The organism is Streptomyces melanosporofaciens, assembly GCF_900105695.1.
Taxonomy (GTDB): Bacteria; Actinomycetota; Actinomycetes; order Streptomycetales; family Streptomycetaceae; genus Streptomyces; species Streptomyces antimycoticus.
The window spans coordinates 8,880,263-8,892,818 of the sequence record NZ_FNST01000002.1 but is presented as its reverse complement, the minus strand read 5'-3'; the positions used below and the strand labels follow the sequence as shown (position 1 = coordinate 8,892,818).

Annotated in this window: 13 protein-coding genes and 1 pseudogene; 4 read left to right on the top strand and 10 right to left on the bottom strand. The window is 72.5% G+C overall.

The window, feature by feature from the left end:
* Positions 1 to 138: 138 nt before the first annotated feature.
* Positions 139 to 1,116 (bottom strand): ROK family protein, encoded by a 978-nt coding sequence (locus BLV72_RS40720; protein WP_093468768.1) that lies wholly within the window; start codon positions 1,114 to 1,116, stop codon positions 139 to 141.
* A gap of 145 nt (positions 1,117 to 1,261) precedes the next feature.
* Between BLV72_RS40720 and BLV72_RS40715 the strand changes: the two genes are divergently transcribed.
* Together BLV72_RS40715 and BLV72_RS48440 are read left to right on the top strand one after the other, a co-directional pair.
* Positions 1,262 to 2,323, top strand: coding sequence for a LacI family DNA-binding transcriptional regulator (locus BLV72_RS40715; RefSeq protein WP_093468766.1), 1,062 nt, complete (start codon positions 1,262 to 1,264; stop codon positions 2,321 to 2,323).
* A gap of 152 nt (positions 2,324 to 2,475) precedes the next feature.
* Entirely contained in the window at positions 2,476 to 2,928 is a 453-nt protein-coding gene (locus tag BLV72_RS48440; protein ID WP_167746279.1) for a hypothetical protein, read from the top strand.
* Between the two features lie 71 nt (positions 2,929 to 2,999).
* Here BLV72_RS48440 and BLV72_RS50665 read toward each other — a convergent pair.
* Positions 3,000 to 3,074: pseudogene (locus BLV72_RS50665) on the bottom strand (SHOCT domain-containing protein); the annotation flags it as partial.
* A 246-nt stretch (positions 3,075 to 3,320) separates the two neighbouring features.
* Here BLV72_RS50665 and BLV72_RS40705 point away from each other — a divergent pair.
* Positions 3,321 to 3,575, top strand: coding sequence for a hypothetical protein (locus BLV72_RS40705; RefSeq protein WP_244321260.1), 255 nt, complete (start codon positions 3,321 to 3,323; stop codon positions 3,573 to 3,575).
* 13 nt (positions 3,576 to 3,588) lie between these two features.
* Here BLV72_RS40705 and BLV72_RS40700 read toward each other — a convergent pair whose 3' ends face one another.
* From BLV72_RS40700 to BLV72_RS40675, 6 genes are all read right to left on the bottom strand, one after another.
* A complete protein-coding gene (locus BLV72_RS40700) occupies positions 3,589 to 4,800 on the bottom strand; it encodes a hypothetical protein (RefSeq protein WP_093468765.1) in 1,212 nt (403 codons plus the stop codon).
* A 312-nt stretch (positions 4,801 to 5,112) separates the two neighbouring features.
* The gene (locus BLV72_RS40695) at positions 5,113 to 6,402 is read right to left on the bottom strand and encodes a DUF6986 family protein (protein WP_093468763.1); all 1,290 of its coding nucleotides are present in this window, start codon (positions 6,400 to 6,402) and stop codon (positions 5,113 to 5,115) included.
* Positions 6,403 to 6,583: 181 nt separating this feature from the next.
* Entirely contained in the window at positions 6,584 to 7,546 is a 963-nt protein-coding gene (locus BLV72_RS40690; RefSeq protein ID WP_093468762.1) for an electron transfer flavoprotein subunit alpha/FixB family protein, read from the bottom strand.
* Positions 7,547 to 7,630: 84 nt separating this feature from the next.
* Entirely contained in the window at positions 7,631 to 8,416 is a 786-nt protein-coding gene (locus BLV72_RS40685) for an electron transfer flavoprotein subunit beta/FixA family protein (protein WP_093466541.1), read from the bottom strand.
* Positions 8,417 to 8,655: 239 nt separating this feature from the next.
* Positions 8,656 to 9,162 (bottom strand): flavin reductase family protein, encoded by a 507-nt coding sequence (locus BLV72_RS40680; RefSeq protein WP_093468760.1) that lies wholly within the window; start codon positions 9,160 to 9,162, stop codon positions 8,656 to 8,658.
* 194 nt (positions 9,163 to 9,356) lie between these two features.
* The gene (locus BLV72_RS40675; RefSeq protein WP_425288480.1) at positions 9,357 to 9,722 is read right to left on the bottom strand and encodes a TlpA family protein disulfide reductase; all 366 of its coding nucleotides are present in this window, start codon (positions 9,720 to 9,722) and stop codon (positions 9,357 to 9,359) included.
* 175 nt (positions 9,723 to 9,897) lie between these two features.
* Between BLV72_RS40675 and BLV72_RS40670 the strand changes: the two genes are divergently transcribed.
* Positions 9,898 to 10,629: a lysophospholipid acyltransferase family protein gene (locus BLV72_RS40670; protein WP_059149404.1), complete on the top strand. Its 732-nt coding sequence runs from the start codon at positions 9,898 to 9,900 to the stop codon at positions 10,627 to 10,629.
* A 55-nt stretch (positions 10,630 to 10,684) separates the two neighbouring features.
* On the opposite strand, the gene BLV72_RS40665 is transcribed toward BLV72_RS40670, so the two are convergent.
* Together BLV72_RS40665 and BLV72_RS40660 are read right to left on the bottom strand one after the other, a co-directional pair.
* The gene (locus BLV72_RS40665) at positions 10,685 to 11,746 is read right to left on the bottom strand and encodes a threonine aldolase family protein (RefSeq protein ID WP_208906103.1); all 1,062 of its coding nucleotides are present in this window, start codon (positions 11,744 to 11,746) and stop codon (positions 10,685 to 10,687) included.
* Positions 11,743 to 12,525 carry an SDR family NAD(P)-dependent oxidoreductase gene (locus tag BLV72_RS40660; protein WP_093468756.1) on the bottom strand — a complete coding sequence of 261 codons (783 nt, stop codon included), beginning with the start codon at positions 12,523 to 12,525 and terminating at the stop codon, positions 11,743 to 11,745. The genes BLV72_RS40665 and BLV72_RS40660 overlap by 4 nt, the downstream gene beginning before the upstream one ends.
* Positions 12,526 to 12,556 lie beyond the last annotated feature (31 nt).

Below are 12,556 nucleotides of genomic sequence, written 5' to 3'. Positions count from 1 at the left end.
CTCCGCTCCCCCTCGGGCCGTTCTCGGCCCAGCCTGGCCGCTGCCGGGCTCAGGGCTTGGGACTTCGGGCTCAGGGCTCAGGGCTCAGGGCTCAGGGCTCAGGGCGAACAGCTTAGGGGGAGACGGTGACAGCGGGGCTCAATCGCCGGTCGGGTGCGTGCCCGCCGCCGGGCCGAACCCCTCCAGCCGCGCCTCCTGCGCCGCCGCCGCGGCCGCGCCCACCAGCCCCGCGTCGGTGCCCATCTGCGCCGGGACGACCTCCAGTCCCTGGACGAACGACAGGGTCGCGTAGTCGCGCAGGGCGCGCCGCAGGGGCGTGAAGAGCACGTCCCCGGCGCCCGCAACCCCGCCGCCGACGACCGCCACCTCGATCTCGACGAGCGCGGCGGTCGCGGCGATCCCGGCGGCCAGGGCCTGGGCGGCCCGTTCGAAGGAGGCCCGCGCGACCGGGTCGCCGTCCCGCGCCGAGGCGGCGACGGCCTGGGCGCTGGTGTCGCCGTCCGGACCCGGGCGCCAGCCGCCGTCCAGGGCGCGGCGGGCGATGTTGGGACCGCTGGCGATCCGCTCCACGCAGCCGCGTCCGCCACAGGGACACAGGTCGCCGTTGAGGTCCACGCTGATGTGGCCGATGTGCCCGGCGTTGCCGGTCGGGCCCGGGTGCAGCAGGCCGCCCAGGACCAGCCCGCCGCCCACGCCGGTGGAGACCACCATGCACAGCGCGCTCTTACGGCCGCGCGCCGCGCCCTGCCAGTGCTCGGCGGCCGTCATCGCCGGCCCGTCGCCGACCAGCGACAGCGGCAGTGCGCCGGTGGTCTCCCGGACCCCGGCGACCAGCGGGAAGTCACGCCAGCCGGGGATGTTGACGGGACTGACGGTGCCCACGGAGGCGTCCACCGGGCCCGCGCTGCCGATGCCGACGGCGGCGACGCGTGACCAGTGCGCGGTGGCCGTGAGCTCCTCGAGCACGGCGGTGACCTGCCGCATGACCGTCGCGCCGTCTTCCTGGGCACGGGTGGCGCGACGGGCCCGTACGACCAGCTTTCCGCTCCCGTCCACCAGAGCGCCCGCGATCTTGGTCCCGCCGATGTCCAGTGCGGCGATGAGGTCACGTGGCATAGGTGTCGACTCTCCTGGTGGGCATGCTGGTGGGCATGGACGTGTTCGCTGTGCGACAACAGTCTTCCCGCCGCTGACAACGTTGTCCAGGGGCTATGCTCGTCACTCCCTCCCCCACGACGACCAGCGACGGGACGAGCGCACTGTGACCGACACCGCCCCGAGCACCGCCACACGCCGTTACGGCACCCGGCCCACTATGAAGGATGTCGCCGCACGGGCCGGGGTCGGCCTCAAAACCGTCTCCAGAGTGGTCAACGGCGAACCGGGCGTCACCCCCGACACCGAGCGCCGCGTCCAGGAGGCCATCACCGCACTCGGCTTCCGCCGCAACGACAGCGCCCGCATTCTGCGCAAGGGCCGTACGGCGAGCATCGGACTGGTCCTGGAGGATCTGGCCGATCCCTTCTACGGTCCGCTGAGCCGCGCCGTCGAGGAGGTCGCCCGGGCCCATGGCGCGCTGCTGATCAACGGGTCCAGCGCGGAGGACCCCGAGCGCGAGCAGGAGCTGGTGCTCGCCCTGTGCGCGCGCCGGGTCGACGGCCTCGTCATCATCCCGGCCGGCCATGACCACCGCTATCTGGCCCCCGAGATGGCGGCCGGGATCGCCACCGTTTTCGTCGACCGGCCCGCGGGCCGTGTCGACGCCGACGCCGTCCTCTCCGACAGCTTCGGCGGTTCCCGCGACGCCGTCGCCCATCTGATCGCCCACGGCCACCGCCGGATCGGCTTCCTCGGCGACCTGCCGGGCATCCACACCGCCGCCGAGCGGCTGCGCGGCTATCACGCGGCGATGAGCGAGGCCGGGCTGCCGGTCCATGACGCCTGGGTCTCGCCCGGCCCCACCGATCCGGGGCGGGTCCGGGCCGCGGCCACCGCGATGCTGAACGCCACCGAGCCGGTCACCGCGCTCTTCGCGGGCAACAACCGGGTCACGGTCACGGTCGTACGGGTCCTGGCCGAGCGCCCCGCGCCCGCCGCGCCGGTGGCCCTCGTCGGCTTCGACGACTTCGAACTCGCCGATCTGCTCTCCCCCGGGATCACCGTCATAGCCCAGGACTCGGCCCAGCTCGGCCGCACCGCCGCCGATCTGCTCTTCCGCCGCCTCGACGGCGCGGGCGGGGACCCCCGGCGGGTCGTCCTGCCGACCCGGCTGATCCCGCGCGGCTCCGGCGAACTGCCCCCGCCCGCGACGTCCACCCCCTGACCGGCCTTCCCCGCGCGCCTGACCGTTCTCCGACCGGCGCGTTTCCCCCCGAACGCCTGAACGGCCCCGCTCCGGTTGCCCCGGCCCCCCACCGCACCGAGGGTGGATGCGGAGGGCCCGGGACCCCCGGCCGGCGGAACGAGGGAGACGCGATGAGCGGGCGCCGAACGCGGACGATCTGCGCGGTGAGCCTCATGGCCGTGCTGGCGCCGGCCGCCGTCGGTTGTTCGGACGACGGGGGCACCCCGTCGTCCGGGGTGTCCCGGGCCTCCGCCGCCATCGCGTCCGCGAGGGCGTCGGCCCAGGCCGAGTTGGACAAGATCAAGGGCGGCTCCCAGGCCAAGCGCGAGGTGAGGGCCGGCCGGGTGACCCGCAACGGCGCGGGACGGGCCGTGGCACCGCTGACCGTCACCAACGGGGGCAAGCACACGGCCAACTACGCCATCGAGGTCAACTTCCGCGACGCGAGCGGGGACTTGGTCGACGCCGTCGTCCTGCACCTGTCCAAAGTGCCCCCGCACCGGCCCACCAAGGCCACCGCCCGCAGCCACCGCAAGCTCACCGGCCGCATCACGGCACAGGTGGGCACCGCGGTGCGGTACTGATCACCGCGGTACCGATGGTGCGTTCGAGCGGCCAGGACCTTGGCCTTGGCCCGCTCGTACTCCTCGGGCGTGAGGTCGCCGTGGTCCTTGAGCTCCACGAGGTGCTCGAGCTCCTCCGCCCGGCCGGTGGTGGCGGTCGTGCGCATGAACTCCCGGAAGTCCTTCTCCGCCCGCTCGGCACGCTTCACCTCGCGCATGCCCATTTCCCCCGCCCCCGCGCCACCAGGTACACGAAGACCCCGAGTCCAATCGTCAGCCTCTCGTCGGCCACGCCCGGCGCGGCCGGTGAGCGCCCCGCCGGGCACCACGTCTTCAGCCTACGGCGCCACGGTCGGCGCAGCGCCGGATGCCGTGGCGGCGGGCCGTGCGTAGAAGGGGGAGTCGGGACGGTGATGGGGCGACGCGGGCTGGAAGGGCAGGCGGCCGTGGATCTCCAGGTTCTCCCCCTGGCCGTCACCATGATGGCCGGCCCTCAGATCGTCGCCGCGGTCATCCTGGTGACCACCGCGCGGCCGGTGCGGGTGTCCCTGGCGTTTCTGCTCGGCGTCACGGTCGCGACCGTGGCGGGGGTCGCTCTCGCCCGGGCGCTGTGCGGGCTGCTGGGGCAGGTGGTCTCGCCGTTCATCGTGCTCATCCTGACCCCCTGACGGCCTGTGGCCCCTAACCGCCCCTGCCGTGCGCCCCCGTGCGGCCCGTGGCGGCCAGGAGGGCGATCACCGCGAGGGCGGCCAGCAGGATCACCACCAGGAGAAGCACCGTCAGCACGGTGGGGTGGTTCCACAGGGCGAACACCGCGACCGGCACCAGCAGGGCCGCCGTCGTCAGTCCCCGCCGGTGGTCCGCGGTCCAGATGCCCGCCCGGCCGGTACGCATCCCGTGGGCGGCGCCCCAGCGGGCCGCGCTGTCGGCGAGGACCTCGGCCGTGCCGCGCACCCTGCTCGGCAGCCGTCCCGGGCCGACCAGATAGGCGCCGAGCGCGACCACGACGCCGAGCACCAGCACGGTGAGCACGGTGACCCGCAGAAAGCGCACCACCGTGTCGAAGAGGGCCGAGGCGGCTTCCCTGGACAGCACGCTCGCCGGCACATGGTCGAGGTAGTAGCGACGGCCCACCGCGAGGGCCAGCGCCAGGGCGAGAGAGGCGAGCGCGGTGCCCAGGGCCGCGCGGGCGAGCGCCCGGCGGCGCCGGTGGGCGAGCAGCACTCCGGTGCCGCCGAGGGTCACCGTCAGCGCGGGCAGCCAGTTGCCCGCCAGGTCGAGGAGGCGTGCCGCCCGTCGGATGGTGTCGAGCCGGTCGGAGTGAAAGAGGACGAGCCGCTGGTGGATGTCGGGGATGCCGGTCACCACGGGGAGCCCGGCGTCCACCAGTTGCTGTCGGACCCGCTCCACGGCGGCGCCGACATTGAGGGTGACGGTGTGGCCCTCGACGCCGACCGGCCCGCCGCCCTTGCCGGTGAGGGCGCCCACGACGGCGGTGTGGGCGGCCCGGTTGGCGCCGGTCCACACGGCGGGGAACTGCTCACTGCGCACGATATGGGCCGCCACCTTCCGCACCGCCTGGTCCAGGGCCGAGTCCAGCTGCGGGGCCAGCCCCTCGATGGTGTCGGCGGCCTGTTCCGGGAGGCCGTGGGCGCGCAGCCAGGAGGCGATGTCGGCGGTGACTTCCCGGCTGTTGTGGCGGATGTCGACGGCCTCGCTGACCTGGTCCACGGCGGTGTCCTGGATCGCCGGGTCCTTCGCCAGCGGGGCGACCGTCGCCACGTAGCGGTCGGTGTCCAGGACGATGTCGTGGACCCACACCGTCAGCACGGACACCGGTACGAGCAGGCAACCGAGCAGGATCAGCAGGGCCGACACGGCGCTTCTGGCCATGAACCCATCTCCCGCCTTCCCCGGCGGTGCCGCATCCCGGGTGACACGTGCGGGTGAGTGGATATGGCCAAGTGGATCAGCGGGCCCGGCGAACCGGGTGGAACTGTGGACTCCGGCGCGGTGGCCCCGGCGGACGGACGGGCTCAGTCGGGTCTACGGGTTCCCACAGATCGACGGCTCCTACCGGTCTGCGGGCTCCAACAGACCCACAGGCTCCGACAGATCAGCAGGCTCCGACAGATCAGCAGGCTCCGGCAGATCAGCAGGCTCCCGCCGAGCCGCGAGCCCCGGCGGACCGGCCGACGGCCGAGGTCAGAACGCGGCCGGGGCCCGCCCCGCCAGCACGTCGAGTTCGGCGCGGCCCAGGCCGGTCAGCCGCTCGACCTCGGCGCCGTCGAGGGCTCCGCAGTCCAGCCCGCGCACCAGATGGCCGCTGAGCGCCTTGGCGGTGGCCGGTTCGTCGGCGATGCCGGTGCCTGTGGCCGTACGGTCCACATACGCGGCGAGCCGTTCCGCCGCGGCCTCCAGGCCCTCGCGGTAGAACGCGTAGACGGCGGCGTAGCGGGTGGGGAGGTGGCCGGGGTGCATGTCCCAGCCCTGGTAGTACGCGCGCGCCAAGGACCGCCGGACCAGGCGGTGGTGGAGCCGCCAGGCGTCGTGGACCCGCTCGGTGGGGCCGATGGGCAGGACGTTGGTCGAGCCGTCGGAGAGCCGTACGCCGGTGCCGGCGGCGGCGACCTGCATCACGGCCTTGGCGTGGTCGGCGACGGGGTGGTCCATGGACTGATGGGCGGCGCCGACCCCGCAGGAGGCGCTGTAGTCGAAGGTGCCGTAGTGCAGTCCGGTGGCGCGCCCCTCGGCGGCGTTGATCATCCGGGCGACGGTGGCCCGGCCGTCGGGGCCGAGGATGGCCTGGGTGGTCTCGATCTGGATCTCGAAGCCGATGCGGCCCGGGGCGAGCCCGCGCGCCTTCTCGAACTCCTCGCACAGCCGGACCATCGCGGTGACCTGCTCGGCGTAGGTCACCTTGGGCAGGGTGAGCACCAAGCCGTCCGGCAGTCCGCCGGCCGCCATCAGCCCGGTGAGGAAGATGTCGAGGGTGCGGATGCCGCGGTCGCGTACGGCGGCCTCCATGCACTTCATGCGGATGCCCGCATAGGGCGGCGCGCTGCCTTCCGCGCAGGCGGCCGCGAGGAGCGAGGCGGCACGGGCGGCCGCGGCGTCCTCCTCGGCGTCGGGGCGCGGGCCGTAGCCGTCCTCGAAGTCGATGCGCAGATCCTCCACGGGCTCGCGCTCCAGCTTGGCCCGCACCCGGGTGTGGACGGGTTCGGCGAGGTCGTCGGGGAGGCCGAGGACGGCGGCGAAGGAGTCGGCGTCGGGGGCGTGCTGGTCGAGGGCCGCCAGCGCCTGGTCGCCCCAGTCGCGCACGGTGGTGGCGGTAAGGAGGTCGGCGGGTACGTAGACGGTGTGGACGGGCTGGCGGGTGCCCGGGTCGCCGGGGTAGCGGCGGGCGAGCTCGGCGTCGACGGCGGCGAGGGAGTCGGCGATGGAGGCCCGTACGGCACCGGGCAGGCTGGTCGGCACGGTCTCCTGAGGCTTCATATCCGCTCCTCCGCCCTTCCCACCGCGCCCAGCTTGTTTCCACGTTACGGAAACGATGATCCGTGGCGCGAAGTTATCCGGGCGCTCGACGGCGGTCAACACCCCCTTCGGCCAGCCGCGAGGCCCCGTACGCGCATCGCGTACGGGGCCTCGCGGAATGCCCTGCGGGGATCGCGGAGGATCAGCCCTTGCGGGTCTTGACCTCCTCGGTCAGCTGCGGGACGACCTCGAAGAGGTCACCGACCACGCCGTAGTCGACCAAGTCGAAGATCGGAGCCTCGGCGTCCTTGTTGACCGCCACGATCGTCTTCGAGGTCTGCATACCGGCCCGGTGCTGAATCGCACCCGAGATACCCGCCGCGATGTACAACTGCGGCGAGACCGTCTTACCGGTCTGACCGACCTGATTGGTGTGCGGATACCAGCCCGCGTCCACCGCCGCACGCGAAGCACCCACCGCCGCACCCAGGGAGTCGGCCAACGCCTCGACGACCGGGAAGTTCTCCGCACCACCCACACCACGGCCACCGGAGACCACGATCGCCGCCTCAGTCAACTCCGGACGCCCCGTCGACTCACGCGGCGTACGCGAAACCACCTTCGTCCCCCTCGCCTGCTCCGAGAACGACACCGACAACCCCTCGACCGCACCCGCGGCCGAAGCGGCCTCCACCGCCGCCGAATTCGGCTTCACCGTGATCACCGGCGTGCCCTTGGACACCCGGGACCTGGTCGTGAAAGCGGCCGCGAACACCGACTGCGTCACCACCGGACCCCCCTCACCCGCCTCCAGATCCACCGCGTCGGTGATGATGCCCGACCCGATACGGACCGCGAGGCGCGCCGCGATCTCCTTGCCCTCCGCGGAGGACGGGAACAACACAGCGGCCGGCGACACCGCCTCATACGCGGCCTGAAGCGCGTCCACCTTCGGGACCACGAGGTAGTCGGCGAACTCGGACGCGTCAGCGGTCAGCACCCTCACCGCACCATGCTCGGCCAGAACGGACGCGGTGTTCTCGGCACCGGCACCCAGCGCGACGGCGACGGGCTCGCCGACACGGCGGGCCAAAGTCAGCAGCTCAAGGGTGGGCTTGCGGACGGCACCGTCCACGTGGTCGACATAGACAAGGACTTCAGCCATGGGAATCGCTCTCCTGCGACATGCGAAAGAAATGGACGGTAAGGACAGCGCGGCTCAGATGAACTTCTGACCCGCCAGGCGGCATCAGATGAATTTGCCCTCCGCGAGAAAGGCGGCCAGCTGCTTGCCGCCCTCGCCCTCGTCCTTGACGATCGTGCCCGCGGTACGGGCCGGACGCTCCGTGGCACCGTCCACCGCGGTCCAGGCACCCTCGAGACCGACCTCGTCCGCCTCGATCTCCAGGTCCTCCAGATCCCAGGACTCCACCGGCTTCTTCTTCGCCGCCATGATGCCCTTGAACGACGGGTAACGCGCCTCACCCGACTGGTCCGTCACCGACACCACCGCCGGAAGCCGCGCCTCCAGCAACTCCGTCGCGGAGTCACCGTCCCGGCGCCCCTTCACCGTGCCGTCCTCGACCGACACCTCCGACAGCAGCGACACCTGCGGCACACCCAGCCGCTCCGCCAGCATCGCCGGAAGCACACCCATCGTGCCGTCCGTCGACGCCATCCCGCAGACCACCAGGTCATACCCGGCCTTCTCGACAGCCTTGGCCAGCACCAGCGAAGTACCCAGCGCGTCCGTGCCGTGCAGATCGTCGTCCTCGACATGCACGGCCTTGTCCGCCCCCATCGACAGCGCCTTGCGCAGCGCGTCCTTGGCATCCTCCGGACCGACCGTCAGCACGGTGATCTCGGCGTCATCGGCCTCGTCGGCGATCTGGAGGGCCTGCTCGACCGCGTACTCGTCCAGCTCCGAGAGCAGGCCGTCCACATCGTCGCGATCGACGGTCAGGTCCTCGGCGAAGTGCCGGTCGCCGGTGGCGTCGGGCACGTACTTCACACAGACAACGATCCTCAAGCTCACGCCGGCTCTCCTACTGCATCGTCTCTACCGAGCTGCCTTGTTGCTGGCAGCATAGGCGCCTTCGGGGGCGGGACCCGGGCGGTACCGCGGGCGGTTTCCTGCCGGGGCGGCCCATGCACCGCAGCAAAATATTACTCGTCAGTACACCCAGCTCATTCCCCGGACGCAAGCCGCGTGAACTGTGACCTTGCCAACGCGGCGATCAGCGGGAGGAGCGCACGCCGGCGGGAGGGCGCGGCTCAGTCGCGCAGCGCGTTGAAGCGCCCCTGGTGGTACAGGAGCGGACGGCCCGCCCCGGCCGCGGTGCCCGTGGTCACCTCGCCGATCACCACCCGGTGGTCCCCGGCGGGTATACGGGCCACCACCCGGCACACCAGCCACGCCAGCACCCCGTCCAGCACCGGTACCCCCTTCGGTCCCGAGCGCCAGTCGGTGGCCGGTCCGAAGCGGTCGGCACCGCTGCGCGCGAAGGTCGCGGCCAGCTCCCGCTGGTGCTCGCCCAGGATGTGGACACCGATGTGCTCGGCCTCGGAGAGCACCGGCCAGCTCGAGGAGCCGCTGCCCACGCCGAAGGAGAGCAGCGGCGGCTCGGCGGCGACGGAGGCGAGGGAGGTGGCGGTGAAGCCGACGGGGCGGGTGCCCTGGGCGGTGATCACGGCGACGCCGGAGGCGTGCCGACGGAAGACGGAGCGGAAGAGGTCGGACGTCGCGAGCGAGGACGTGCCGAGGTCGTGCGTTGCCGTCATGGAGTTGTCCTTACGCCGGAGGTACGGGCGGGGGGCGGTGCTTGTCGTCGTTCGCTCACCCGCCCGGACACCGTGCGCCGGCGGTCCGCACCGGGGTCTCGTGCCCACGTCCGCAGAGAAGGAGTCCAGGCCGCATGATGTTCACCCTGGCCACGGCGGGTGCGGACCGTCAAGTGGGTCCGGGGCGCGGTGGGTCACACGGCATCACCCAGAGCGGCGATGACATCGGCCCGGCGCGGCTGCCCGGAGGCCCGCCGCACGATCCGCCCGGCCGCGTCGAGCACCAGCACGGTGGGGGTACGGGCGATGCCCAGGGCCCTGACGAGCTCCAGCCGCGCCTCGGCGTCGATCTCGACGTGCGCCACCCCGTCCACCATCGCGGCCACCTCGGACAGCGTCCGCCGGGTGGCCCGGCAGGGCTGGCAGAAGGCGCTGGAGAACTGGAGCAGCGTCGCCCGCTCCCCCAGCTCCGCGCCCAGCTCGGCGGCGCCCAGCCGCCGCTCTCCGTCGCCGTCTCGCACCTGTCTCCTCCCGATGGGACCTCCCCGGTGCAGCGCCACGGGCGGCCCGGAGATTCCCCGGAGGCCCCCGACGTGATGAGGATCTCTTGGCCGGGCGGCGCCGTCCGGTAGCACATCGAGACGACATCGGGCACCATCTGCCAGAAGCCGGAAACCTACGGCCGCGTAACTTCGCCGGGAGAACCCTCCCAGGGCATACGACGAAGGGTCCTCAATGGCAGAGCTCGTCTACCCGCCGGTGATCGGCATGGCCCGCACCATGTTCAAGGCGCTCGACCTGCGCTTCGACATCAAGGGCACGGAGAACATCCCGCAGGCGGGCGGCGCGGTTCTGGTGAGCAACCACATCGGCTATCTCGACTTCGTCTTCTGCGGGCTGACCGCCCGTCCGGCGAAGCGGCTGGTGCGGTTCATGGCGAAGGAGTCGGTCTTCCGGCACAAGGTCTCCGGGCCGCTGATGCGCGCGATGAAGCACATTCCGGTGGACCGCGCGGCGGGCATGGACGCGTACAAGCACGCGCTGAAGGCGCTGCGCTCAGGCGAGATCATCGGGGTCTTCCCGGAGGCGACGATCTCGCGGTCGTTCGCCCTCAAGAACTTCAAGTCGGGAGCGGCCCGGCTGGCGCAGGAGGCGGGCGTCCCGCTGCTGCCGATGGCGCTGTGGGGCACGCAGCGGCTGTGGACCAAGGGTCAGAAGCGGGCGCTGGGCCGCCATCACTTCCCGATCACGGTGCGGGTCGGCGAGCCGATGGAGGCCGATCCGACCGAGCCCTCGGACACCCTGACGGAGCGGCTGCGCGGCCGGGTGCAGGAGCTGCTGGAGGCGGCGCAGCGGGCGTATCCGGTGCGGCCCAAGGGCCCGGACGACACCTGGTGGGTCCCGGCCCATCTGGGCGGCACCGCTCCCACCCCGGCCGAGGCGCTGGCCCTGGACCGGGGCCGGTGACGAAACCCGCGCGGGCGGGCCCCGGCGGCCCGCCCGTACCGCACCCGCGGAGGGCCTAGCGGCCCATCTCCTCCTTGACGGCGGTGATGAAGCCGTCCACGTCCTCCTCCGTGGTGTCGAAGGAGCACATCCAGCGCACATCGCCCGCGGCCTCGTCCCAGAAGTAGAAGCGGTAGCGCTTCTGGAGGCGCTCGCTCACCTCGTGCGGGAGGCGGGCGAAGACGGCGTTGGCCTGGACCGGGTGGAGGATCGTCACTCCGTCCACCGAGCGCACGCCGTCGGCCAGCCGCTGGGCCATGGTGTTGGCGTGGCGGGCGTTGCGCAGCCACAGATCGCGGGCGAGCAGGGCCTCCAGCTGGACGGAGATGAACCGCATCTTGGACGCGAGCTGCATGGACAGCTTGCGCAGATGCTTCATGGCGCCCGCCGCGTCCGGATCGAGGACGACGACGGCCTCGCCGAAGAGCATCCCGTTCTTGGTGCCGCCGAAGGACAGGATGTCGACGCCCGCCGCATTGGTGAACGAGCGCATAGGCACGTCCAGGGACGCGGCCGCGTTGGCTATCCGGGCGCCGTCGAGGTGGACCTTCATCCCGCGCTCGTGGGCGTGATCGCAGATGGCGCGGATCTCGTCCACCGTGTAGACGGTGCCGAGCTCGGTGTTCTGGGCGATCGAGACGACCTGCGGCATCGCCCGGTGCTCGTCCTCCCAGCCCCATGCCTGGCGGTCGATGAGCTCGGGGGTGAGCTTCCCGTCCTCGGTGGGGACGGTGAGCAGCTTGAGCCCTCCGACGCGCTCGGGCGCCCCGCACTCGTCGACGTTGATATGGGCGGTGTCGGCGCAGATGACCGCGCCCCATCGGTCGGTGAGCGCCTGCAGGGCGACCACATTGGCGCCGGTCCCGTTGAAGACCGGGAACGCCTGTGCGTGCGGGCCGAAGTGGCTGCGCATGACGAACTGCAGATGCGCGGTGTAGTCGTCCTCGCCGTAGGAGACCTGATGGCCTCCGTTGGCGAGCGCGAGCGCGGCGAGGATCTCCGGGTGGGCGCCGGCGTAATTGTCGCTGGCGAAGCCGCTCACCTCGGGGTCGTGGTGGCGACGGGCGTCGGTCCTCACGGCTTGGGGGTCAGCCACAGGCGGGTTCCGTTCACTTCCTGGGCGGGCTGGTCCCAGAGTCCGGTGATGGCCTCGGCCAGCTCCTTGACGTCCGTGAAGCCCGCGAACTTCGCGTTGGGGCGCTCCGCCCGCATGGCGTCGTGCACCAGCGCCTTGACCACCAGGATGGCAGCGGCCGCCGAGGGGCCGCCCTCGCCCCCCAGTTTGCGGAAGGAGTCGGCGAGCGCGAGCGTCCACGCCTCGGCGGCGGCCTTGGCGGCGGCGTACGCGGCGTTGCCCGCGGTGGGCTTGCTCGCGCCCCCCGCGCTGATCAGCACAAAGCGGCCCTTGCCGCTGCGCAGCAGGGCGTCGTGGAAGGCCAGCGAGGTGTGCTGGGCGGTCCGGATCAGCAGATTGTGCAGGGTGTCCCAGTCGGCGAGCGGGGCGTCGGCGAAGGTCTTGCTGCCGCGCCAGCCGCCGACCAGGTGGATCAGCCCGTCGACCCGGCCGAACTCCTTCTCGGTGCGGTCGGCCCAGGCGCGGGCGGCGTCGAGGTCGAGCAGGTCGACCGTCTCGCCGGTGACGCTGGCGCCGCCGTGGGCGTAGCGCGCCGCGTCCACCGCCTCGGCCAGCCGCGCCGGGTCGGAGTCGGAGGCGACGACGGTGGCACCGGCCTCGGCCAGGCGGAGCAGCGTGGCCCGGCCCGCGGGGCCTGCCGCGCCGGCCACCGCCACCACCGCACCGTCCAGCGGCCGCTCGCCCGGTTCGTTCGGGCTGGGGCTCGACGTCGGTGTGGTCATGCTCGCTGCCTCCTCGTCCTTCCCCGTACGG